The following is a 24,440-nucleotide window of genomic DNA, read 5'->3' as shown; positions in this document are numbered from 1 at the left end:
CCACAAGCGTGCCCCCTTCTTTTTTGCCCGCCAGGGCAGGCCTTCGGCCTGCTTGGCGAATGAATTCGCCCCTACAGGTCATCGCAGGAGCTACTTGCCACCCAGGATCAAGCAGGTCGTGGAGCCAGTCGCATAGAGCTTGCCATCCACGTCATAGATACGCCCTTCGGCCAACGCGGTAGAGCGACCGACATGGATGATCCGCCCCTCGGCACGCACCGGACCAGTCTTTGTGGTCAAGGCACGGACATAGCTGATACGCAAGTCGGTGGTCGTATAGCCCTGCCCTTTCTCCAGGTTGGCGTGAATGGCGCAACCCATGCACGAATCCAGCAAGGTCGCGGCGTAGCCACCATGCACCGACCCGATCGGATTGTAGTGCTGCATCTGCGGCACTCCCTGGAAGACGAAGCGCTCCTTCGACCACTCGACAGGCACGAACCCCATCAGCTCGCCGATGGGCGGCGCTGGCAAGTCTCCACGGCCGATACCATCGAAGAACTCCAGAGGACTGAGCATCGCCACCTCCGCAATGCTCATGGTGCCGGGTTTCAAACGGGCACGAATCTCAGCCTCTGCTGCCAGCCAGACTTGAAGTTTCTCTTCTCGGGACAGATCGCTCATAGGGTCATCTCCTGGATCGCACGAATATATTGAATGTCGCTCGTAATATATCTCAGCCAAAGAAAACCGGAACGCCCTTTCGGAAGTTCCGGTTCGGATCAGAGGTTCATCTGCTTGGCGATGATCTCGTTCATGATCTCCCGCGTACCGCCGCCTATGGAAAGGATCCGGTTGTCGCGATAAAGCCGCTCCACCAGGCTTTCGCGCATATAGCCCATGCCGCCCAGGATCTGCACAGCGTCATAGGTGAGGCGGTCGGCGATGTCGGTGGCGAAGTTCTTCGCCATGGAGATTTCCTTGATCACACTCTTTCCCGCCGCCATCTTCGCCGCCTGGCGGTAAGTGAACTCGCGGGATACCTCAAGCTGCGTGGCCATTTCCGCCATTCGGTGGCGAAGCACCTGAAAGCGGCCAATGGGCTTACCAAAGGCTTCGCGTTCGCGCGCCCAGCCGAGCGACTCCTCCAATGCGAGTTGCGCAGTCATATTGGCCATGATGGCCAGCGCCAGGCGTTCGCTCTGGAAGTTGGCCATGATGCAGGCGAAGCCCATGTTTTCCATGCCAATCAGGTTCTCCACCGGGACCTTGCAATCGTCGAAGAACAGCTCGGCAGTGTCTGAGGCCCACCAGCCCATCTTCTTCAGCTTGCGGCCGACGGTGAAGCCCGGAGTGTCCTTCTCCACCAGCAACAGACTCACCCCACCAAAACCTTCGCCACCGGTACGCACTGCCACCGTGTAGTAGTCGGCGCGCACACCGCTGGTGATAAAGGTCTTGCTGCCGGAGACGCGATAGAAATCGCCATCGCGCACAGCACGTGTCTTGAGATTGGCCACATCCGAACCGCCGGAAGGCTCAGTCACTGCCAGCGCCATGATCTTCTCGCCGGCCAGTACCTCAGGCACGACACGCTCGCGGAGCTCGGCGCGCCCCCACTTGATAACCGGCGGCAGGCCGATATCCAGCGAACCCAGCCCAGCCACCAGCCCGCCGGAACCGCAACGCATCAACTCTTCACTGGCCGCCACCTTGGCGAACACGTCACCTTCATGGCTGCCGCCGAACTCTTCCGGGTAACCGATACCGAGGATGCCGGCGGTGCCGGCCTTGAGGTAGAGCTCGCGGGGAAACTCCTCAGTCTCTTCCCACTCGGCGATATGGGGCAGGATTTCCCGCTCGACGAAACGACGCACCGAATCCCGGACCAGTTGATGGGATTCGTCGAAGTATTCCTGGTAGGCAGACATGGCAAGACTCCCCGGTAAGATCGAACGAACTTACCGAGCGCTTGCTTGGTTTTCAAGGCGAGACTTGTGCCATCGACGCGGCCGTATCAGCCGCGCCCCCCCAAACTCAAAGCCCGATAGGACGACGCCCTGCGAGCGCATGGGCCAGGGTGCCGCCGTCTACCAACTCCAGCTCGCCGCCCAGCGGTACGCCATGGGCGATACGGGAGACCATGATGGATTTGGGTGCCAGCAGCTGGGCGATGTAGTGGGCGGTGGCTTCGCCCTCCACCGTAGGGTTGGTGGCGAGGATCACCTCGACGAACTGGCCCGCTTCGATGCGCGCCATCAGCTCCGGGATGCCAATCGCCTCTGGTCCCAGACCATCCAGGGGCGACAAATGCCCCTTGAGTACGAAGAAGCGACCGCGATAGCCGGTCTGCTCCACGGCGAAGACATCCAGAGGACCTTCCACCACACAGAGCAGGGAATCGTCGCGACGTGGATCAGCGCACTGCGGGCAGAGCGCTTCCTCGCTCAAGGTGCGGCATTGCGTGCAATGCCCAACACCCTCCATCGCAGCCGTCAGCGCTTGAGCCAGGCGCAAGCCGCCAGTGCGGTCACGCTCCAGCATCTGCAGCGCCATGCGCTGGGCCGTCTTCTGGCCCACGCCGGGCAGAATGCGCAGGGCATCGATCAGTTGGCGGATCAGCGGGCTGAAGCTCATTGGCGTCTCGAGGTGCGGATAAATTGGAGAAACTCCAGTGCCGCCCGGCAGCATCGACCGGGGCGACCAGATGATATGCGGCACAAGGCGCGAGCGGCCTCAGGCACCGGAGTCTACGTCTGTTAACGAGGATGCCCGGCGCCTAGCGCAACGCAGTAACGCGTGCCGGCTGGGCGTCACTCACTCAGAAAGGCATCTTGAAGCCGGGGGGCAACTGCATCCCCGCAGTCATGCCTGCCATCTTCTCCTGGTTGTTCTGCTCGATCTTGCGCACGGCGTCGTTCACCGCAGCAGCGATCAGGTCTTCCAGGATTTCCTTGTCTTCCTGCATCAGACTGTCATCCAGGGAGACGCGCTTGACGTCATGACGGCCAGTCATCACCACGCTCACCAGGCCGGCGCCGGACTGGCCGGTAACCTCGGCATTGGCCAGCTCTTCCTGCATCTTCTGCATCTTTTCTTGCATCTGTTGGGCCTGTTTCATCAGGCCTGCCATACCACCCTTCATCATGGTGATTGTCCTCAGCGGTCAAGGGGTTCAATGGTGTCGGCGCGCACCTGGGCACCGAACAGTTCGATCATTTTCAGCACCAGCGGATCGCTTGCAATGGCCTCTTCGGCCTGCCGCTGACGAGCGGCGCGCTTGCGTGCGGCAGCCTGGGCCGGGGTTTCCTGCTCAGGACGACGCACTTCAACTTCGAGTTTCAGGGTACGGCCGTGGTACTGGTTCAGCGCATCGTTCAGGCGGCGCTGCTGGTTCGCGTTGAACAGCGCGCTCTGCGCCGGGTCCAGGTGCAGGCGCCAGACATCGTCCTCCACCGCCACCAAGGTGCAGTTGGCGCCGATATTGCCGGTCATGCCCGACAGCCCCAGGCGCGGGAACAAGTCCAGCCATTCGGCCGCCAGGCCGGTGGCCGGCTGCGCCGCGGGCAGCACCTCGACTGCTGCGACGGGTTCTTCCGCCGGCCCGAAGTCTTCCATGTAGGCAATGCTGTCAGCGTCGCCTTCGTAGTAGTCGTCGTAGTCGCCGGGCGGCGGCTCGTCGTCAGATTCGTCAGTAGGCGCAGCAGCCTGGGCTTCAGCCACTGGCTGGACAACGGCAGCGTCAACAATCGGAACGGTCTCGACCACAGGCGCCGGCTCGGGATCAGCCGGGGGCTCGACCACTGCCGCGAAAGCGACCGGGACCGCAGATTCCTCCCACGGCAGGTCAACCACCTCAGCAGGTTTCTCGACTACAGCTACCGGTTCTTCCACCACGGGCTCTGCAACCGGCTCGGGAGCGGGTTCGACAACATTCGCAGGAACAACTTCCTCGACCGCAGCCGCAGCAGGCGTTTCGACTGCCGGAACAGGCGCAGGCGCCTCAACGACCGGGGCCGGGGCCGCAACAGGCTGGATTGATGCTGGAGCAGGGGCAACCACTGGTGCGGAAACCTGAACGGGAACAGGCTGCGGCGCGGCAATGGCTACCGAAGCCGGCGAGGCGGCTCCGGCCACTGGGTTCGTCTGGGGATCAACCGTGGCCTGGCTGATCCCCGGGTCCTTTAGCTGGACCCGGGGTGCACCATCGGCATCTGCCGGACGGAAGGCCAACATACGCAGCAGCACCATCTCGAAGCCGCTACGGGGATCGGGTGCCAACGGCAAGTCGCGACGGCCGATCAGCCCCATCTGGTAATAGAACTGCACATCTTCGCCAGGAAGAGCCTGTGCCAGCGCCAGTACGCGCTCTCGGTCGCCCTGGCCGTTGTCGACAGCGTCCGGCAACACCTGGGCAATAGCCACTCGGTGCAGCACATTGAGCATTTCGGAAAGCACGCCATTCCAGTCCGGCCCTTGTTCGGCCAACTGACGCACGGCCTCCAGCAGCGCACGGGCATCACCCTGCAGTAGCGCATGGAGTACGCCATAGACCTGGCCATGATCGAGGGTACCGAGCATGGCGCGCACATCGGCGGCCAGCACCTTGCCTTCACCGAAGGCGATGGCCTGGTCGGTGAGGCTCATGGCATCACGCATCGAGCCATCGGCGGCGCGGCCCAGCAACCAGAGCGCATCAGCCTCGAAGGGTACGTTTTCGGCCCCGAGTACGTGGGTCAGATGCTCGACCACGCGCTCCGGCGGCATGTTCTTCAGTGAAAACTGCAAGCAGCGCGAAAGAATGGTAACGGGCAGCTTCTGCGGGTCGGTGGTGGCCAGCAGGAACTTGACGTGGGGTGGCGGCTCTTCAAGGGTCTTCAGCAGCGCGTTGAACGAGTGCGTGGAGAGCATGTGCACTTCGTCGATCAGGTAGACCTTGTAACGACCGCGGCTAGGCGCGTACTGCACGTTATCGAGCAGCTCGCGGGTGTCCTCCACCTTGGTGCGGCTTGCGGCGTCCACTTCGATCAGATCGACGAAACGCCCCTCATCGATCTCCCGGCACACCGAACATTGGCCGCAGGGCGTGGAGCTGATACCGGTCTCGCAGTTCAGGCACTTGGCGAGAATTCGCGCGATGGTGGTCTTGCCCACGCCGCGCGTACCGGTAAACAGGTACGCGTGATGCAGGCGCTGATTGTCCAGGGCGTTGATCAAAGCCTTCAGCACATGGGTCTGGCCGACCATTTCGCGGAACGAGCGCGGACGCCATTTACGTGCAAGGACCTGATAACTCATTGAAAACCATCGCGTCTGGAGAGCAGAAGGAGCTAATGCTAGCGGAGCGATGCGCAAATTGCATCCGATGCGAACGGCGCCCTGTTCAATCCGCTCGGCAACAGGCATTGTGAGGCACCGCCCACCCAGACGAGGGAGCCTGATGCGCTCATTTGTCCTCGCCCTTCTGCTCTGCTGGAGCTCCTTCGGCAACGCTGTGCCGGCCGTCCTGCGCTTCTCGGCGGTTGACAGCTGGGCCATGCCGCTGGCCGAGTTCAAGGACAACCATCTGACAGGCGGCATTCTCCACGACCTGATCAATCGTCTGGCGCAACGCCTCGATATCCCCGCACAGATCCAGGTCCTTCCCCGCAACCGCGTGGAACTGGCCTTGAAACAGGGAGAGATCGACGTGCGCTGCTACGTCAGCCCGAAGTGGATCACCAACAGCACCGAATTCCTCTGGAGCGTGCCCCTCCTCTACCAGCGCGACCTGATCGTGTCGCGCCAGGGAAGCGAACACCTGGCCAGCCCCGACGCCATTTCGGGGGAGAGCGTCGGCACCGTGCTGGGCTACGCCTATCCGCGCCTGCAGCATTTGTTCGATCGCGGCTCCCTGCTGCGCGATGAGGCACGCAACCAGGAGTTGGTGCTACAGAAGCTTCTGGCCGGCCGCTACAAGTACGCAGTAAGCAATGAGTTGGCACTGGGCTGGTTCAATCGCGACCTACCAGACTCGGACCGTCTGGTGAGCGTCGGCACTTTGGACGAAGAACCGGTGGGCTGCCTGATCCGAAATGACCCTGCGATTCCGGCGCAACGCATCCTCCGCACGCTGGTGCAGATGAAGGAATCAGGGGAGATCGATGAGATTCTGGCGCGCTACCAATGAAAATTGGTAACTGGGGAGATTGGAGGTGACCCCACCAGCCACACCCCGGCACACGATTTCACCGCTGCGGCTGCTCCCTTCCGGGCCTGACCGGGTTCACGGCTGATCGTTGCGGGGGGACCGGCAGGGCCACCATCACACAGCTCGCCAGATCGGCGAGCCGCGCCATTGTACCGGCTCTTCGCCAACTTACAACCGCTAAAAACGGTTTCCTTACAAGCACTTGCGAATCAGACCTGGAAGCGCCCCACCAACTGGGCCAGGCCGCTGGAAAGCTGGGAAAGGTGCTGGCTGGCCTGGGTGCTCTGTTCCGAGGTTTGCGCAGCCTCGTTGGAGAGGTCGCGGATATCGCTGATATTGCGGGCGATCTCTTCGGTAACGCTGCTCTGCTCTTCGCAGGCAGTGGCGATCTGAGCCGCCATGTCGTTGATCCGCTGAACCGAGTCGCCAGTATCCGTCAGCGCCTGGTCGACACCAGCCGCGCGCTCTACGCTGTCCCTCGCTTTCAGGCTACCCGTGCGCATGGCCTTGACTGCTTCCTGCACGCCAGCCTGAAGACGCTCGATCATCAATTGGATGTCCTTGGTTGAATCCTGCGTCCGGGCCGCCAGGGCTCGCACCTCGTCTGCAACCACGGCGAACCCCCGTCCTTGCTCGCCGGCCCGCGCGGCTTCAATGGCGGCATTCAGCGCTAGCAGGTTGGTCTGGTCAGCGATGCCCTTGATTACCGCGAGTACGGCACCGATGTTGGCGGTTTCCTGCTCCAACGTGCTGATGGTTGCAGATGCGTTCTCCACCTCCATCGCCAGTTGGCGGATGACGGCGACAGTAGCCCCTACCACCTGCGCTCCCTCCCGGGACTGCTCCTCGGCGAAACGCGCCGCATCCGCCGCGTTCTGGGCATTGCGCGCCACTTCGTGAACGGCCGCGCTCATTTCAGTGGCGGCGGTGCTTACCTGATCCACGGCAGCATGCTCGCTGCTGATCAGGCGATCGTTCGCCGCCGCGAGCCCGGCCAGGCTGCGCGCCGAATCGGCTACTTCTCCAGTCACACGGCTGACTTCACGGATCAGCGGTTGAAGCTTGTCGAGGAAACGGTTGAAGGCTTGGCTGAGCTTGCCCAGCTCGTCCCGCGACAAGACCTCCAGGCGCACACGAAGGTCGCCGTCCCCATCGGCAATCTGCTCGATGCGCTCCAGCAAGTTGTGTAACGGCCGGGTCACCAGCATCGGGAAGCCGATGACTAACACGACGCAAAGAACCAGGCCGAAGGCGATGGCCAGCCCCTGCTGCCAGGTGCGGGCCTCCCCCTGCGAGATAGCCGCCTGCCCTTCGACGTTGGCGGCCTTGTCTTCCAACTCTCCGAGTTTGTCGATGGCATCGCGCATGGACGCGAACTGACGCTCGCTGTCACCGAAACTGAGAGCACTGGCCGCAAACGGGTCCTGGGCAGACAGGCTCACCACCTGCTGCGAAGTCGCCTTCCACTGGGAGTAGCCACGATCGAACTGGGCCACCAATTGCTGGGCCTCGGGACTGGAATCCATCGCGGCGTACTTGTGCACCCGGTCATAGGCCTGCTGCAGATTTTCGGCATGGCCGGCCTTGAGTGCCTGTGCGTGTTCACCGGCCGCCTCGTCCAGTAAGCTGCGCTCGGCGATGAAGGCCTGGTAGAGATCGCGGTCGGCATTGAGCAGCAGACTGATGGCAGGCAGGTAACGATTGGTCAGTCGCTTGCTCGAGTCGGCCACCTTGCCAATTCCCTGCATACCGAGACCGCCTACCAGCACCATGAGAAGGGCCAGCACCAGGATCGGCAAGGCGACTTTCCAGCGGAAACCCAGGTTGGCAAAGGCACGTAGCATGGCGGCTCTCCTTAGCGCTTGTTACATCTAGGGCAAGCGTAGTCGCTCAAGAGAGTTCAGGGCCCACGAGCGACGCTGCGGACTTCGAGATTTGGAGACGTTGGTCCAGAGATGCCAGTGACGACCTGTCGTCGGCTGCCGAGACCGACGGCAGGTTGCGTCAAATCGACGCAAAGCCGGGCATCGAGCACAGGCTCACTGGCCCTTTTGTGCTAGCTTGCCCAGCGGTCGCGGCTCGCAGCTACAACCCGTGCCGCACTTCCAGTCGCTCCGCTGGTCTCATCAGGGCCGGCGCGACCGGCCCGGCCACAAGCCAGACACTTATTGAATGGAGCAACACCATGGCACTCACCAAAGACCAGCTGATCTCTGACATCGCAGAAGCCACCGACACCACCAAGGCCGCCGTGCGCGCCATGCTGGAACAGCTCAGCGAGATCGTCAGCGATTCCCTGGAGAACAGCGATGAGATCACCCTGCCGGGCATCGGCAAGCTGAAGGTAGGCGAGCGTCCGGCCCGCACCGGCCGCAACCCGCAAACCGGCAAGGCCATCGAGATCGCCGCGAAGAAGGTGGTCAAGTTCGTTCCGGCCAAGGCCCTGACTGACGCGGTCAACAAGTAAATAAAAAAGGGGCGGACCATCTGGCCCGCCCCTTCTCATGCCCGGAAGTACGGATCAGCTCAAACTGGCCAGTTCTGCCAGGAATTGTTCCTCATCCAGCACCCGGACCCCCAGCTCATTGGCCTTGGCCAGCTTGGAGCCGGCACCGGGACCGGCCACCACGCAGTGGGTACGCGCCGACACCGAACCCGCCACCTTGGCGCCCAGCGCCTCCAGCTTTTCCTTGGCCACATCCCGGCTCATGACTTCCAGGGTGCCGGTGAGCACCCAGGTCTGCCCGGCAAGAGGCAGTCCTTCCACCGCTTTCCTCTCGCTATCCCAGTGCATGCCGAATTCACGTAACTGGGCTTCGATTGCCTGGGCGCGAAGGACATTCTCGTCGACGGCAAAGTACTCGCGCAGCGCCTGCTTGGCCTTTTCGTTCAGGCCCTTCATCACACTCAGGTCCAGCCAGTCGCGACTAAGGACTATGAGGCCTTCCAGGCTGCCGGTCTTATCCGCAAGGTTCTTCGCGCCAGTGCTGGCAATGCCGGAGACATTGAGCTTTTCGATGAAGCCGGCAAAGGTGGCACAGGCGGCAAATTCCGGGCTGAGACCGCCCTCTTCCTGCAACTCGACGCCACGCTCCAGCAAGCTGCGAATCACCTTCTGGTTGTGGTCATCGGAGAAGAACGCGTGGATTTCGTGGGCAACTTCCAACCCCACGTCCGGCAAGTAGGTGAGTACGTCCGGCAGGGCCTGCTGGATACGCGCAAGGGACCCCAGGGCGCGAGCCAGCAGCTTGGCAGTTTCCTCACCCACATCAGGAATACCCAGTGCATAGATGAAGCGCGCTAGCGGCGGCTTGCGACTGTCGGCAATTGCGGCCAGCAGATTGCGGGTAGAAAGGTCGGCAAAACCTTCCAGCTCCACCACCTGCTCGTACTTGAGGGTGTAGAGATCAGCCGGCGAGGCAACCAGGCCAACGTCCACCAGTTGCTCGACGATCTTGTCACCCAGCCCCTCGATGTCCAGGGCTCGGCGCGAGGCGAAGTGGATGATCGCCTGCTTCAACTGGGCGCCACAGGCCAGACGACCGACGCAGCGATACACAGAACCTTCGCTGGTCGTCTCCTTGCCCTTGCCACGCTTGATGAGCTGCGTGCGTTCCACCGCAGAACCGCAGACCGGGCATTGCTCAGGGATATGCACCGGACGCGCATCGGCCGGACGCCGCTCCAGTACCACCTGCATCACTTGCGGGATCACGTCGCCCGCGCGACGGATGATCACGGTGTCGCCGATCATCAGGCCCAGGCGCTCGACTTCATCCATGTTGTGCAAAGTGGCATTGGACACGGTGACACCGGCCACCTGCACCGGCTTCAGGCGCGCGACCGGCGTTACGGCGCCGGTACGGCCAACCTGGAATTCCACGCCCAGCAGTTCAGTGAGCTCTTCGCGCGCCGGGAACTTGTGGGCCAGCGCCCAGCGCGGCTCGCGGGCGCGGAAACCCAACTCCCGCTGCCAGGCCAGGTTGTTTAGCTTGTAGACCACGCCATCTATCTCATAGGCCAGGCCGTCACGGCGCTCGCCGATGTCGCGGTAGTAATCCAGGCAACCCTGAGCACCTTTCACCAGCTTCAGCTCACGACTGATGGGCAATCCCCAACCCTTGAGCGCCTGGAGAACGGCGTACTGATCGTCCGGCAGCTCACCCTCGACCCGCCCAAACCCATAGGTGCAGAACTCCAGGGGGCGACTCGCGGTGATCTTCGAGTCCAGCTGACGCAGGCTGCCCGCCGCAGCATTGCGCGGGTTGGCAAAGGTCTTGGCACCCAGTTCGAGGTTGCGTGCGTTGAGCGCATCGAAGCCGGCCTTGGACATGTAGACCTCGCCACGCACCTCCAGGACGGCCGGCCAGCCAGTTCCCTGCAGCTTTAGCGGCACATTGCGGATGGTGCGCACGTTGCTGCTGATGTCTTCTCCCGTGGTGCCATCGCCACGGGTCGCGCCACGCACCAGCACGCCGTTCTCGTAGAGCAGGCTCACCGCCAGGCCATCCAGCTTGGGTTCGCAGGTGTACTCCACTTGCGGACCATCCCCGAACAGGTCGCCACCCGGCAGGAGCTCACCCAGCCCCTCGCGCACGCGGCGATCGAAATCCTGCAGATCCTGCTCTTCGAATGCGTTGCCCAGGCTGAGCATGGGCACCTCATGGCGCACTTCACCGAAGGCCGACAAGGCCGCGCCGCTGACCCGCTGGGTCGGGGAATCCGGCGTCACCAGCTCGGGATGTTCAGCCTCCAGGGCTTGCAGTTCGCGGAACAGACGGTCGTACTCGGCATCGGGCACGCTCGGCTCGTCCAGCACGTAGTAACGGTAGTTGTGCGCATCCAGCTCGGCGCGCAGCGCGAGGATGCGTTCGGCGGCGGTTTGGGCATCGGTCATGGTTCTAGCTCTTTCTCTTGAAACAAAAAGAGCAGCCGGGGCTGCTCTTTCGTTGACTGCGCGACGGATCAGCGCTTCTGGGTCAGGTGCTTGCGCTCGAATTCGACGATGCGCTGGCGGTAATGCTCAATCGTTTGCGCAGTCATCACACTGCGCTGGTCATCCTTCAGCTCGCCATTCAGCTCCTGGGAGAGCTTGCGCGCGGCGGCAACCATTACATCGAAGGCCTGCTTCGGATGCCGTGGACCCGGCAGGCCGAGGAAGAAGCTCACGGCGCGAGTGCTGAAGTGGTCGATGTCATCCAGGTCGAACGTGCCGGGCTTGACGCCGTTAGCCATGGAGAACAGCACCTCGCCATTACCGGCCATGCTTTCGTGGCGATGGAAGATGTCCATGGAGCCGAAGCGCAGGCCACTTTCCAGAATGTTCTGCAGCAGGGCCGGGCCTTTGAAGCCAGCTTCGTCGCGGGCAACGACGTTTATGACCAGGACTTCCTCGACCGGAACTTCCTGAGCCTGCATCTGCGGATGGGCCTTGCCGTTCTTCTTGCCTTCATCGACGGGGTTGAGCAGGGTCGGCACCGGCTCGTCGAGGTTCAGGTCGCCCTGCTGCGGCTCGCCGCGGCGTTTCCCGGCCTCGCGGGCGCTCAGGGAAGGCAGGTCTTCCTCATCCAGGGAAGGCTCCTGATGTGAGCGATCCTTGACCCGTGACGGGCCGAGGAGGTTCGGATCTTCATCGTCATCCGCGGCATTGGAGAAGCTGCGATCCAGCTTGAACTTGAGTTTCCCCTTACCACCACTCATGCGGCGCCAGCCATCGAACAGAATGCCGGCAATTACGATGATGCCAATGACGATCAGCCACTCGCGCAGACCGATATCCATGTAGTCCTGTGTCCCCTAGTGAAAATGCAAACAAACGATGGTGAAGAAAGGACATCCCGTCCCCTGAAACGTGGCGCCCAACTCCATGTTCTGAATGGCGTTTTCCACGTGCGACAAAATTGGGCATAAAGCTAGCACGACCAGCCCAGCAGAGAAACCTCTGATAGAGGCTTACTCCGAAGCCAACGCGAATTTGATCTCCGGTCGTACCCGGAGTTCGCATCCGCCGGGCAACTAGGCCTCTACCATCGACATTGCCTCCTCCACATCCACCGCCACCAGGCGCGAGCAACCGGGCTCGTGCATGGTCACACCCATCAGCTGATCGGCCATTTCCATGGCGATCTTGTTGTGGGTGATATAAATGAACTGCACTTTCTCGGACATTTCCTTCACCAGACGCGCGTAACGACCCACGTTGGCGTCATCCAGTGGCGCATCCACCTCGTCCAGCATGCAGAAGGGGGCGGGATTGAGCTGGAAGATAGCGAACACCAGCGCCAGCGCGGTGAGCGCTTTCTCGCCGCCGGACAGCAGATGGATGGTGCTGTTCTTCTTGCCGGGTGGACGCGCCATGATCGCCACCCCGGTATCCAGCAGGTCCTCGCCCGTCAGCTCCAGGTAGGCATGGCCGCCGCCAAATACCTTCGGGAAAAGCGCCTGCAGCCCGGCGTTGATCTGGTCAAAGGTTTCCTTGAAGCGGTTACGGGTTTCCTTGTCGATCTTGCGAATGACGTTTTCCAGCGTTTCCAGGGCCTCTACCAGGTCATCGTTCTGCGCGTCCAGGTAGCGTTTGCGCTCGGATTGCTGCTGGTATTCGTCGATGGCGGCGAGGTTGATCGGGCCGAGACGCTGGATACGCGCGGCAAGTCGCTCGAGCTCCTCTTCCCAGGCGCTTTCGCTGGCATCGGCAACCAAGGTCGCGAGCACCCCATGCAGGTCGTAGCCATCCTCATGGAGCTGGTCCTGCAAAGTCTTGCGACGGACCGTCAGCGCCTGCCACTCCAAACGCTGCTGTTCCAGTTGGCCGCGCAGCAGCTGAGACTGCTGCTCGGCCTGAGTACGGCGCTTCTCGGCGTCGCGCAGTTCGCGATCCGCATCTTCCAGGGCCAGCCGGGCCAGCTTCAGTTCTTCCTCAACGCCCAGCCGCTTCTCCAGCAGCTCCTCCAGTTTCAGACGCAGCTCCTCCAGCGGCGCGGCGCCCTCCTCAAGATTGAGGCTGAGTTGCTCGCGACGCTCATTGAGGCGCTCGAACTGCAGGCTGAGGCGCTCGAGGGCCTGACGCGTGGAGTCGTGTTGTGCCTTGAGCGAGCCGACGCGCACTGCCAACTGGTGAGCGTGATCCTTGTGCTGACGCGCCTCCTGGCGGATACGGTCGAGGCGTTCACGCAGGCCATCGCGCTCGGCCAGCAATTTTTCCCGCTGTTCCGTGTCGCTGGCCATGGCGTCCAGCGCATCCTGCAAGGTGAGGCGAGCCTCACCCAGTTGCTCGTGCTCCAGGGCGCGCTGTTCACCCAGCTCGCGAAGTTCTTCCTCCAGGCGGCGGCGACGCAGCGCCAACTGCTCGACTTTCGCCTGCTGAGCGGACAGTCGAGCCTTGAGCTCACCCAGACTGCGAGATTCGTCTTGCAACTGGCGGCGCTGCTGCTCGCGGGACTCTTCCTGTTGGCGCTGGCCGTCGCGAAGCTGCTGCAGGCGCTCGTCCAATTGTTCCAGGGCGGCTTCACGCTCTTCGCGCTCGGCGTGCAGACGCTCGAGTTCCTGGCCACGCGCCAGCAGGCCACTCTCTGCCTCACTGGCTCGGCGTACCCGAAGGAAGTTGCGCCCGACCCAGTAACCATCGCGGCTGATCAGGCTTTCGCCGTCTCCCAGACTGCCGCGACGGGCGAGTGCCTGCTCCAGAGTTTCCACCGGCAGGACCTTTGCCAGCCAAGGCGCCAGGTCCACCGACGTCTCGACCTTGTCCAGCAAGCTGCCAGGCACTCGTGCCCCGCCCTTGCCAGCGCTGGCCAGACGCAACTCGCCCTGACTGAAGCCGGACAGGTCGAGGTCATTGAAATCATCCAGCAGCACTGCCTGTAGATCGGCGCCGAGTACGGTTTCCACCGCCAGCTCCCAGCCCTGCTCCACCCGCAGGCCCTCAGCCAGTCGCGGGCGCTCTGCCAGTTGCTGCTCGCGCAACCATTCGGCGGCGCCCTTTCCCGGGTTGAGCGCGGCTTGCTGCAGGGCTTCCAGCGACGCGATACGGCCATTCAGGCGCTGTAGTTCACCCTGGGCCTGCTGCTGGGCCTGGCTGGCCTGCTGCAATTCTTCGCGCAGAGCCTCCAGGCGCTCCATCAAACCTTGCTCGGCAGCCTGGAGCTCCTCCAGGCGCATCTCGCCTACCGCGAGCTCCTCGAGCATCTCCTGGATTGCGGCATCTTCCGGGTCGGCCGCCAGTTGGGAAGCTTCGTCATTCAGGCGACGTTCGCGATCCAGCAGGCGCTCCAGGCTGTGCTCCAGTTGCTGGATGCGCGACTGCTGGACCTCCGCCTGGCGACGCGGCTCCGCGCTGCGCTGGTTGAAGCCATCCCACTGCTCCTGCCAGGCGTGCATGCCGGTTTCGGACTCTTCGAGCTGGGCGGCAGCCTCTTCGGCCGCGGCAGCGCTCATTTCCTGCTCAGGGCCAAGCATGTCCAGCTCTTCGCCCAGCGTGGCGAGCAGCGTGCGGTCGTGGCCCAGATGGGATTCGGTTTCCTGGCGGGCGCGCTCGGCCTCACGCAGGTCGTCCTGCAACTGCCGCAGGCGCTGCTGGCCGTGCTGGATGCTTTGCTCCACACGGGCGATATCGCCGCCCACGGAATAGAAGCGCCCCTGCACCAGGTTGAAGCGTTCGGACAGTTCGTGGTGTCCATCGCGCAGGCGCTCGATGCTGGCGTCTGCGTTGCGCTGCTCGGCCACCAAGGCCTCGAAGCTGATTTCCTGGTTGCCGATTACCGCTTCGCGCTGGCCAACCTGCTCGTTCAGCGCCCGCCATTTCAAGGCGGCGAGCTGGGCCTTGAGCTGGCGCTCTTCGGCCTTGTACTCCTGGTACTTCTCGGCGGACTGGGCCTGCCGGTGCAGGCGCTCCAGCTGGCGCTCCAGCTCCTCGCGCAGGTCGGTCAGGCGAGCGAGGTTTTCCTGGGTGCGGCGAATTCGGCTTTCTGTCTCGCGACGGCGCTCCTTGTATTTGGAAATGCCGGCGGCTTCTTCGATGAAATTGCGCAGGTCCTCAGGCTTGGCTTCGATCAGCTTGGAGATCATCCCCTGCTCGATGATCGAGTAGCTGCGGGGGCCGAGACCTGTGCCGAGGAAGATATCGGTGATATCCCGGCGGCGGCACTTTGTACCATTGAGGAAGTAGGTGTTCTGGCCGTCGCGGCTGACGCGGCGGCGAATGGAAATCTCGGCGAAGGCGGCGTATTCGCCCACCAGGGTGTTGTCGGAGTTGTCGAAGATCAGCTCGATGCTGGCCTGGGCGACGGGCTTGCGCGTATTGGAGCCATTGAAGATGACGTCGGTCATCGATTCGCCACGAAGGTTCTTCGCCGAACTCTCACCCATTACCCAGCGAACAGCATCGATGATGTTCGACTTGCCGCAACCATTGGGCCCCACCACGGCGGCCATATTGCTGGGGAAGCTGACGGTGGTCGGGTCCACGAAGGACTTGAATCCGGCTAGCTTGATGCACTTCAGCCGCATCGGTGTGCTCCGCTCAACGTTCGGCCAGGGCTGCGAGCACCAGCTCACAGTTCTGCTTGCCGTAACCCAGCAGCACTTCACGGATCTTCGCCTGGTCGCGGGCGATCACTGCCAGCAGCAGGTCATCGAACACCGCGCCGAGGTTGCCCATCTGGCCGCGACGACGCTCCAGGGCCATGTAGTAGGTGCGGGCGATGGCCGGCTGCAGGTTGTCCAGGGTCTGTTGCAGGTACGGGTTGTCGGCGAAGGGATAAGCCGCCTGCATGATGGCGAAGCTGGAGTCGACGAACGCGAGGATGTCTTCCCGCTGACGCGCTTCGACAAGGCGCTGCTGGATCGCTCGGAACGGCGCGAGGTCTTCCTCGCTACGCCAGTGCTCGGCAACCGCGTAGCCCAGGAGGATGTAAAGCTCCATCACCAGGGTATAGAGGCTGCGCACATGCTGCTGGGTCAACTCGGACACCTGGGCGCCACGACGCGGCAGGATGGTGATCAGGTGACGGCGCTCCAGGATCAGCAGCGCTTCGCGTACCGACCCTCGGCTGACATTCATGGCCAGGGTGACTTTCTGTTCCTGGATGCGCTCACGTTCTTTCAGCTCGCCGCGAATGATGCGCTCGGCCAAATGCTGGGCAATCTGCTCGGAGAGGCTGTCCGGTGCCTTGAACGTCATGGTTTTCCTTTGAACTGGGGAACATTGTGCGCTGCGCTGGAGCTTTCCCGCGCCAAAGCTCAGGCGCTGACAGTACTACGGGTACGGGCAGTGGGTGCAAGAGCGAACAGGGGAAATTTCCGACTCTGCCGCAGGACGCGGACAGGGCCCGCAGTCTATCACAAGGAGACAGCAGCTCTCGCAGCGGCGAATTCACTCACCAATCGCCACCGACCGGCCCCACCCGACTCAAGGGCGGGCCTCCTGCCTGCATGGCGAACGAATTCGCCCCTACGAAAAGCACCCTGCCGGCCCTTACCTACACTTAAGACAGGTGGCACGAAATGCGCCTGCGCCCTGAGACAGAGCGGACGCAGCGTGCTAATAACCGAAACAGATGAAGATTTCCTGACTTTCGAGTCAAATATTTATTGACCCAAAAGTCAGACCTCTCTAAATTTGCCGTCATACGAGCCCTCGTAAAAACAATAAAGTGCCTGGAGGTCGTCCTTGATCCAGTTTTTACTCAATCGGGAGCTGCGCACCGAGCATGCCCTCGATCCTAATGTCACGGTGCTCAACTACCTGCGTGAGCATGTCGGCAAACCCGGTACCAAAGAAGGCTGCGCCTCGGGCGACTGCGGCGCCTGCACCGTGGTTGTCGGTGAGCTTGACGGTGATCGCGTCCGTTACCGCACGCTCAACTCCTGCCTGACTTTCGTATCCTCGCTGCACGGCAAGCAACTCATTACCGTCGAAGACCTCAAGCACCGTGGTCAACTGCACTCCGTGCAGCAGGCAATGGTGGATTGCCACGGTTCCCAGTGCGGTTTCTGCACCCCTGGCTTCGTCATGTCGCTGTTCGCCCTGCAGAAGAACAGTGATGGCTTCGACAAGGCCCAGACCATGGAAGCCCTGGCCGGCAACCTGTGCCGCTGCACTGGCTACCGCCCGATCATCGACGCCGCCGAACAGGCCTGCTGCCAGAAGCAGCCCGACCAGTTCGATGCCGCCGAAGCCCAGACCGTTGCCCAGCTGAAGTCCATTGCACCGCGCGATACCGCTGAACTGAACAGCGGTGACAAGCGCTGCCTGGTTCCGCTGACGGTCGCCGACCTGGCCGACTTCTACGTCTCCAACCCGCAGGCCCGCCTGCTGGCCGGCGGCACCGACCTGGCCCTGGAAGTCACCCAGTTCCACCGTGAACTGCCGGTGATGATCTACGTCGGCCATATCGAGTCCATGAAGCGCATCGAGGAGAACGGCAACTTCATCGAGATCGGCGCCGCTACCCCGCTGTCCGACTGCTACGAAACGCTCTCCCGCGAGTACCCGGACTTCGGCGAACTGCTGCACCGCTTCGCCTCCCTGCAGATCCGCAACCAGGGCACCCTGGGCGGCAACATCGGTAACGCCTCGCCCATTGGTGATGCCCCGCCGCTGCTGATCGCCCTAGGCGCCGAGATCGTCCTGCGCAAGGGCAACCAGACCCGCATCCTGCCGCTGGACGAGTACTTCCTCGATTACAAGGTCACCGCCCGCCAGGAGTCCGAATTCATCGAGAAAGTGCGCGTGCCGCGCGCCCGCAATAACCAGGCTTTCCGCGCCTACAAGGTGTCCAAGCGCCTGGACGACGACATTTCCGCCGTCTGCGCAGCCTTCAATCTGGTGATCGAAAACGGTGTCGTGCGCAAGGCCCGCGTCGCCTTTGGTGGCATGGCCGGCATTCCCAAGCGCGCCAGCGCCTGTGAGCAGGCCCTGATCGGCGCCGCCTGGTACCCGGGTACCGTCGAGCGCGCCTGTGAGGCCCTGGCCAAGGACTTCACCCCGCTCTCTGACTTCCGCGCCAGCAAGGAATACCGCCTGCTGACCGCCCAGAACCTGCTGCGCAAGTTCTTCCTCGAGCTGCAATCCCCAGAAGTCGAAACCCGGGTGACCGCTTATGTCTAACCATTTCCATCACAAGACCCAGGAAGAACTGGCGGAGCTGTTCCGTGCCGACATCACCACCGGCGTGGGCCGCAGCGTCAAGCACGAGAGCGCGCCCAAGCACGTCTCGGGTGAAGCCGTGTACGTCGACGACCGCCTGGAATTCCCCAACCAGCTGCACGTTTATGCACGCATGAGCGATCGCGCCCATGCGCGCATTACCCGCATCGATACCAGCCCTTGCTACCAGTTCCCGGGCGTGGCCATCGCTATCACTGCCGAAGATGTGCCCGGCCAGTTGGACATCGGCCCGGTGGTCGCCGGCGACCCGCTGCTGGCGGACGGCAAGGTCGAGTACGTTGGCCAGGTAGTACTGGCCGTAGGCGCCGACAGCCTGGAAACCGCCCGCAAGGCGGCCATGGCCGCGATTGTCGAGTACGAGGACCTGGAACCCGTACTGGACGTAGTCGACGCGCTGCGCAAAAAGCATTTCGTGCTGGACAGCCACCAACACAAGCGTGGTGATTCCGCCACCGCGCTGGCCGGGGCGAAGAACCGCATCCAGGGCACCTTGCACATCGGTGGCCAGGAACACTTCTACCTCGAGACCCAGATCTCCTCCGTCATGCCCACCGAAGACGGCGGCATGATCGTCTACACGTCCACCCAGAACGCCACCGAAGTGCAAAAGCTGGTGGCCGAGGTACTGGGCGTGCCGATGAACAAGATCGTCATCGACATGCGCCGCATGGGCGGTGGCTTTGGCGGCAAAGAGACCCAAGCTGCCGGCCCGGCCTGCCTGTGCGCAGTGATCGCACACCTGACCGGTCGCCCGACCAAGATGCGCCTGCCACGCATGGAAGACATGACCATTACCGGCAAGCGTCACCCCTTCTATGTCGAATACGACGTGGGCTTCGACGACAACGGTCTGCTCAGCGGCATCCAGCTGGAACTGGCGGGCAACTGCGGCTATTCGCCCGACCTGTCCGGCTCCATCGTCGACCGCGCGATGTTCCATTCGGACAACGCCTATTTCCTCGAAAACGCCACTATCAATGGTCACCGTTGCAAGACCAACACCGCCTCGAACACCGCTTATCGCGGGTTTGGCGGCCCGCAGGGGATGGTCGCGATCGAAGAGATCATGGATGCGATCTCGCGCCATCTGGGCAAGGACCCGCTCGAAGTCCGCAAGCTGAACTACTACGGCAAGGACGAGCGCAACGTCACCCACTATTACCAGACCGTTGAGCACAACATGCTCGCCGAGATGACCGAGGAGCTGGAGGCCAGCAGCGAGTACGCCAAGCGCCGCGAAGAAATCCGCGCCTTCAACGCCAAGAGCCCGGTGTTGAAGAAAGGCCTGGCGATGACCCCGGTGAAATTCGGTATCAGCTTCACCGCCACCTTCCTCAACCAGGCCGGTGCGTTGGTGCACATCTACACCGATGGCAGCATCCACCTGAACCACGGCGGGACCGAGATGGGCCAAGGCCTGAACACCAAGGTCGCCCAGGTGGTGGCCGAAGTCTTCCAGGTGGATATCTCGCGCATCCAGATCACCGCGACCAACACCGACAAAGTGCCTAACACTTCGCCGACCGCCGCTTCCAGCGGCACTGACTTGAATGGCAAGGCAGCGCAGAACGCCGCTGAAACCATCAAGGGTCGTCTGGTGGAGTTCCTCGCCAATTACTTCAAGGCGACCACCGAGGACGTGCAGTTCAAGAACGACCAGGTACGCGTTCGCGACCACTTCCTCTCCTTCGAGGAAATGATCCAGCTCGCCTACTTCAACCAGATTTCGCTCTCCAGCACCGGGTTCTATCGCACGCCGAAGATTTTCTACGACCGCGATAAAGCTTCCGGCCGCCCCTTCTATTACTTCGCCTATGGCATGGCCTGTGCCGAGGTCATCGTCGACACCCTGACCGGCGAGTACAAGATGCTGCGCACCGACATCCTGCATGACGTGGGCGCCTCGCTGAACCCGGCCATCGACATCGGCCAGGTTGAAGGTGCCTTCGTCCAGGGCATGGGCTGGCTGACCATGGAAGAGCTGGTGTGGAACGCCAAGGGCAAGCTGATGACCAGCGGCCCGGCGAGCTACAAGATCCCGGCCATCGCCGACATGCCCATCGACCTGCGGGTGAAACTGGTGGAAAACCGCAAGAACCCCGAACAGACGGTGTTCCACTCCAAGGCCGTGGGCGAGCCGCCCTTCATGCTCGGCATTGCCGTCTGGTGCGCCATCAAGGACGCCGTGGCGAGCCTGGGGGACTACAAGGTGCAGCCGAACATCGATGCGCCGGCCACTCCCGAGCGGGTTCTCTGGGGCGTCGAGCAGATGCGCAAACTCCAACAGCCGGCTCAGGCCGCCGCCCAGGCGGAGACCGAGCTCGCGTAACCCGCAGGAGCCGGCTTTCTGGCGAAAGCGATTCGCCAGCAAGCTGGCTCCTACATAGAAAAAACGGTGCAGAACAATGACAACATCCACCGATCAAACGAAGACCAAACAGCAGGACGGCGATGCCGTGCTGCTGGAAACGCTGCCGGCCCCGGTTCGTCCCAAGGACGACTGGAGGCTGTCGCGGACCACCAGGCCACTGCGTAGCTGGAGACTGAGCAAATGAGCTGGATCAGCGCCCTCGCCGACCTTCAGCACCGTGGTGAACCCTGCGTGCTGGTGACCATCATCGAAGAGCGTGGCTCGACTCCGCGCAACGCCGGCTCGAAGATGGTCGTCACCGCCGAGCGGATCTTCGAGACCATCGGTGGCGGTCATCTCGAGTTCAAGGCGATGGAGATCGCCCGCGAGATGCTCGAGAATCGCAGCCAGGACACGCGCCTGGAGCGCTTCAGCCTGGGCGCCAGCCTCGGCCAATGCTGCGGTGGCGCCACCGTACTGTTGTTCGAACCCATGGGCCAGCCCCAGGCACATATCGCCGTATTCGGCGCCGGCCATGTCGGCCGTGCGCTGGTTCCGCTGCTTGCCAGCCTGCCCTGCAAAGTGCGCTGGATCGACTCGCGGGAAAACGAATTCCCCGAGCAGATTCCGTCTGGCGTGGAGAAAGTGGTCAACGAGGAAGTGATCGACGAGATCGACGAGATGCCCAAGGGCAGCTACTTCATCGTCATGACACACAACCACCAACTGGACCTTGAACTGACCGCCGAGATCCTCAAGCGCGATGACTTCGCCTACTTCGGCCTGATCGGCTCGAAGACCAAGCGCGTCAAGTTCGAGCATCGGCTGCGCGAACGCGGCTTCGCCGCCGAAACCATGCAACGCATGCGCTGCCCGATGGGCATACAAGAGGTCAAAGGCAAACTGCCGGTGGAGATCGCCATATCGATCGCCGGAGAAGTCGTCGCCACCTATAACGCCAACTTCGGTGCCGAAGTGAAGAAAGGCGAAACGGTCGCCAAGCTGGTCCCCGCCTCGCGCCGGGAACAGGCCTGAAATTTTCCTTCGCCCATCGGGAGAAGGTGACGCGTAATGCCGGGTAGGGCGAGCCGCGTGACAGGGCGCCCCCTACTCCGGCCCCTCCCTCAGGCGAGAACGCAAGAATCGCAACGCTAACGAACGAGACTGACATGACCAGCCACGTAACCGCCTACCGCTCCGCCATCCTGCACAGCATCGCCGACCCCGCCCTGGTCGGCGTCGAGCAGTCCTATCAGTATTTCGAGGACGGCCTGCTGGTGGTGGAAGACGGCCGCATCAAGGCCCTGGGCGACGCCAAGTCCATGCTGCCGGGCCTGGACGCCGGCGTCGAGGTGCACGAGTACCGCGATGCCCTGATCACTCCCGGTTTTATCGATACCCACATCCACTTCCCGCAGACCGGCATGATCGCCTCCTACGGCGAGCAACTGCTGGACTGGCTGAACACCTACACCTTCCCCACCGAGAAACAGTTCGCCGACAAGGCCCATGCCGCTGACGTCGCCGGCATTTTCATCAAGGAACTGCTGCGCAACGGCACTACCACTGCGCTGGTGTTCGGCACCGTGCACAAGGAATCGGTGGACGCCTTCTTCGAGGCTGCGCAAGCGCTCGACCTGCGGATGATCGCCGGCAAGGTGCTGATGGACCGCAATGCCCCGGACTACCTCACCGACACCGCCGAGTCCGGCTACGCCGACAGCAAGGAGCTGATCGAGCGCTGGCACGGCAAGGGCCGACTGCACTATGCGGTAACCCCGCGCTTCGCCCCCACCAGCACCCCGGAGCAATTGGAGCTGGCCGGCAAGCTGTACGCTGAGTACCCGGGCCTGTACATGCACACCCACTTGTCCGAGAACCGCAAGGAAATCGAATGGGTCAAGGAGCTGTTCCCCGAGCGCAAGGGCTACCTCGATGTATATGACCATTACAAGCTGATAGGCCAGCGCTCGGTGTTCGCCCACGGCGTGCATCTCTGCGACGACGAGTGCAAACGATTGGCGGAAACCGGCTCAGCAGTAGCTTTCTGCCCCACCTCCAACATGTTCCTCGGCAGCGGCTTGTTCGACCTGCAGAAACTCGAAGAGCACGGCGTACGTGTGGGACTGGGCACCGATGTCGGCGCCGGCACCAGCTTCTCCCAGCTGCAGTCACTGAACGAGGCCTACAAGGTTATGCAGCTCCAGGGCAAGAAGCTCGACCCGTTCAAATCCCTCTACCTGGCCACTCTGGGTGGCGCCCGCTCGCTCTACCTGGACGACAAGATCGGCAACTTCCAGGCCGGCAAGGACGCGGATTTCGTGGTCCTCGACTACAAGGCCACCCCGCTACTGGATTACCGCATGCAGCAGGCCCGGAGCCTTCCGGAAAAGCTGTTTGCCCTGACCATCCTCGGTGACGACCGTACCGTGAAGGAAACCTTTGCAGCCGGCCGCAGCGTGCATCAACGCAGCTGAGGGGCAGCGCGATGAGAGAACCTCGCTTCGGCGGGGTTTTCTTTTGGGCTCCGGATTCGCGAATGAATTCGCTCTCCAACAGCGTGGCATTGGCGCGTAATCCTGTAGCGAATTCATTCGCGACGAAAACGGCACAATTCATTGCCCGCCAGCCCCCAAAACAAAAAGCCCCGCATCTGCGGGGCTTTCTTTTCCGAGCCGGAATCAGGCGCTGCGGGGCGTGCCGCGACCGGGCTTCTTCTTGGTCTGCAACAGGTGCGAGAACACCGCGTGCAGGTCGTCCGAAGCACCGCTTTCGTCCAGGTTCAGCTTGTCGTCGATGTGATCCATGTGATGCATCATCAGCATCACGGCGCGCTCTGCGTCGCGGGACTCGATAGCGTCGATCAGGCGATTGTGTTCATCAAAGGAACAGTGCGAACGACTGCCACTTTCGTACTGGGCAATGATGAGCGAGGTCTGGGACACGAGGCTGCGCTGGAAGCTCACCAGCGGGGCGTTCTTCGCCGCCTCGGCCAGTTTCAGGTGGAACTCGCCGGAAAGACGGATACCGGCGCCACGATCACCACGGGAGAAGCAGGCCTGCTCCTCGAGGACCATTTGCCGCAGTTCCTGCAATTGCTCGGCAGTGGCGTGCTCTACCGCGAGCTCGGTGATGGCACGCTCCACCAGACGGCGGGCGTAGAAAATCTGCCGGGCTTCCTCGACGCTGGGACTGGCCACTACGGCGCCACGATTCGGCCGCAGCAGCACTACGCCTTCATGGGCGAGTCGCGAGAGGGCACGACGAATGATCGTGCGGCTGACGCCGAAAATCTCTCCCAAGGCTTCTTCGCTCAGCTTGGTACCGGGCGCGAGGCGCTGCTCGAGAATGGCATCGAAAATATGTGCGTAGACGATGTCGTCCTGGGTGCCGCTGCGGGTGCTTTTGGCGGTGCGCGGCTGCTTCTTGAGTGGCTGCAACTGTTCGTTCATGGGGGCTCGCGTCAAAGGGGGTCGGCGGTCTTCCAGGGCCCTTTTTGCCCCTTTCCGCCGGGCTGAACGGGTGGATCAGCGAGGGAAATCAGGGAAAAAGCGAATGATATTGTACACAATCATCGCACCTTGAACAGTTTCGCCGCAGCTCGAACCCCATTCCTGACCGGTTGCACAGGTTTTTCCAGCAGTTCTCGATTTGCGTGTCGAGGATCGGCTAGAGCCTCAATACAGCGGTTTCCCTACATTTTTTTGTCATAAGCGCGTCTCGCACGGTGCCATTTCGTGCTTTCGACGCCATCGTCAGGCAGCCATCCCTCATTCGCAAATTCTCATAACTCT

At 62.3% G+C, this 24,440-nt stretch carries 18 protein-coding genes, 1 other RNA gene and 1 pseudogene; 7 read left to right on the top strand and 13 right to left on the bottom strand.

Annotation, left to right across the window (positions count from 1 at the left end; translation table 11 throughout):
* Nucleotides 1–90 precede the first annotated feature (90 nt).
* The 5 genes from SA496_RS07295 to dnaX all read right to left on the bottom strand — a co-directional run bounded on the left by SA496_RS07295 (nt 91) and on the right by dnaX (nt 5,238).
* The gene (locus SA496_RS07295) at nt 91–624 is read right to left on the bottom strand and encodes a PaaI family thioesterase (RefSeq protein WP_120651829.1); all 534 of its coding nucleotides are present in this window, start codon (nt 622–624) and stop codon (nt 91–93) included.
* Between the two features lie 98 nt (nt 625–722).
* A complete protein-coding gene (locus tag SA496_RS07290; protein ID WP_153917070.1) occupies nt 723–1,871 on the bottom strand; it encodes an acyl-CoA dehydrogenase family protein in 1,149 nt (382 codons plus the stop codon).
* 106 nt (nt 1,872–1,977) lie between these two features.
* Nucleotides 1,978–2,577, bottom strand: coding sequence for a recombination mediator RecR (gene recR / locus SA496_RS07285; protein WP_120651831.1), 600 nt, complete (start codon nt 2,575–2,577; stop codon nt 1,978–1,980).
* Between the two features lie 184 nt (nt 2,578–2,761).
* Nucleotides 2,762–3,088: a YbaB/EbfC family nucleoid-associated protein gene (locus tag SA496_RS07280; RefSeq protein WP_009619439.1), complete on the bottom strand. Its 327-nt coding sequence runs from the start codon at nt 3,086–3,088 to the stop codon at nt 2,762–2,764.
* A gap of 11 nt (nt 3,089–3,099) precedes the next feature.
* Entirely contained in the window at nt 3,100–5,238 is a 2,139-nt protein-coding gene (dnaX, locus tag SA496_RS07275; protein ID WP_153917072.1) for a DNA polymerase III subunit gamma/tau, read from the bottom strand.
* A 142-nt stretch (nt 5,239–5,380) separates the two neighbouring features.
* Between dnaX and SA496_RS07270 the strand changes: the two genes are divergently transcribed.
* Complete coding sequence (locus SA496_RS07270; protein ID WP_153917074.1) at nt 5,381–6,109, top strand: substrate-binding periplasmic protein; 729 nt, start codon at nt 5,381–5,383, stop codon at nt 6,107–6,109.
* A 29-nt stretch (nt 6,110–6,138) separates the two neighbouring features.
* Here the strand turns inward: SA496_RS07270 and ffs are convergent.
* The 3 genes and pseudogenes from ffs to SA496_RS29130 all read right to left on the bottom strand — a co-directional run.
* Nucleotides 6,139–6,235, bottom strand: an RNA gene (gene ffs, locus SA496_RS07265) — signal recognition particle sRNA small type.
* 104 nt (nt 6,236–6,339) lie between these two features.
* Complete coding sequence (locus SA496_RS07260; RefSeq protein ID WP_372240368.1) at nt 6,340–7,497, bottom strand: methyl-accepting chemotaxis protein; 1,158 nt, start codon at nt 7,495–7,497, stop codon at nt 6,340–6,342.
* A pseudogene (locus tag SA496_RS29130) lies at nt 7,495–7,878 on the bottom strand (MCP four helix bundle domain-containing protein); the annotation flags it as partial. The pseudogene SA496_RS29130 and the gene SA496_RS07260, both read right to left, overlap by 3 nt.
* A gap of 437 nt (nt 7,879–8,315) precedes the next feature.
* Here SA496_RS29130 and SA496_RS07255 point away from each other — a divergent pair.
* The gene (locus SA496_RS07255) at nt 8,316–8,597 is read left to right on the top strand and encodes an HU family DNA-binding protein (RefSeq protein ID WP_120651844.1); all 282 of its coding nucleotides are present in this window, start codon (nt 8,316–8,318) and stop codon (nt 8,595–8,597) included.
* 54 nt (nt 8,598–8,651) lie between these two features.
* Here the strand turns inward: SA496_RS07255 and ligA are convergent, their stop codons facing one another.
* The 4 genes from ligA to SA496_RS07235 all read right to left on the bottom strand — a co-directional run bounded on the left by ligA (nt 8,652) and on the right by SA496_RS07235 (nt 16,307).
* Nucleotides 8,652–11,027, bottom strand: coding sequence for an NAD-dependent DNA ligase LigA (gene ligA, locus SA496_RS07250; RefSeq protein WP_120651845.1), 2,376 nt, complete (start codon nt 11,025–11,027; stop codon nt 8,652–8,654).
* A gap of 68 nt (nt 11,028–11,095) precedes the next feature.
* On the bottom strand, nt 11,096–11,911 hold the full coding sequence (gene zipA / locus SA496_RS07245) for a cell division protein ZipA (protein WP_120651846.1): 816 nt from the start codon (nt 11,909–11,911) through the stop codon (nt 11,096–11,098).
* A 234-nt stretch (nt 11,912–12,145) separates the two neighbouring features.
* Nucleotides 12,146–15,634, bottom strand: a complete 3,489-nt coding sequence (gene smc / locus SA496_RS07240) for a chromosome segregation protein SMC (RefSeq protein ID WP_120651847.1) — start codon at nt 15,632–15,634, stop codon at nt 12,146–12,148.
* A gap of 13 nt (nt 15,635–15,647) precedes the next feature.
* Entirely contained in the window at nt 15,648–16,307 is a 660-nt protein-coding gene (locus SA496_RS07235) for a GntR family transcriptional regulator (protein ID WP_120651848.1), read from the bottom strand.
* A 489-nt stretch (nt 16,308–16,796) separates the two neighbouring features.
* Here SA496_RS07235 and xdhA point away from each other — a divergent pair, with 489 nt between their 5' ends.
* The 5 genes from xdhA to guaD all read left to right on the top strand — a co-directional run bounded on the left by xdhA (nt 16,797) and on the right by guaD (nt 23,123).
* On the top strand, nt 16,797–18,236 hold the full coding sequence (gene xdhA, locus SA496_RS07230) for a xanthine dehydrogenase small subunit (protein WP_153917078.1): 1,440 nt from the start codon (nt 16,797–16,799) through the stop codon (nt 18,234–18,236).
* The gene (xdhB, locus tag SA496_RS07225; protein WP_153917080.1) at nt 18,229–20,625 is read left to right on the top strand and encodes a xanthine dehydrogenase molybdopterin binding subunit; all 2,397 of its coding nucleotides are present in this window, start codon (nt 18,229–18,231) and stop codon (nt 20,623–20,625) included. The genes xdhA and xdhB overlap by 8 nt, the downstream gene beginning before the upstream one ends.
* Before the next feature lie 76 nt (nt 20,626–20,701).
* Entirely contained in the window at nt 20,702–20,851 is a 150-nt protein-coding gene (locus SA496_RS07220; RefSeq protein ID WP_153917083.1) for a hypothetical protein, read from the top strand.
* Entirely contained in the window at nt 20,848–21,681 is an 834-nt protein-coding gene (gene xdhC / locus SA496_RS07215) for a xanthine dehydrogenase accessory protein XdhC (protein ID WP_120651851.1), read from the top strand. The genes SA496_RS07220 and xdhC overlap by 4 nt, the downstream gene beginning before the upstream one ends.
* A 134-nt stretch (nt 21,682–21,815) precedes the next feature.
* A complete protein-coding gene (gene guaD, locus SA496_RS07210) occupies nt 21,816–23,123 on the top strand; it encodes a guanine deaminase (RefSeq protein WP_120651852.1) in 1,308 nt (435 codons plus the stop codon).
* Between the two features lie 204 nt (nt 23,124–23,327).
* Here the strand turns inward: guaD and SA496_RS07205 are convergent, their stop codons facing one another.
* On the bottom strand, nt 23,328–24,098 hold the full coding sequence (locus tag SA496_RS07205) for a GntR family transcriptional regulator (RefSeq protein WP_120651853.1): 771 nt from the start codon (nt 24,096–24,098) through the stop codon (nt 23,328–23,330).
* Between the last annotated feature and the right edge of the window lie 342 nt (nt 24,099–24,440).

Origin of the sequence: Pseudomonas sp. JS3066, assembly GCF_036328175.1 — a bacterium.
Taxonomy (GTDB): domain Bacteria; phylum Pseudomonadota; class Gammaproteobacteria; order Pseudomonadales; family Pseudomonadaceae; genus Metapseudomonas.
Note: the sequence above shows the minus strand (reverse complement) of the source record. Positions and strands in the feature narration are given on the sequence as shown.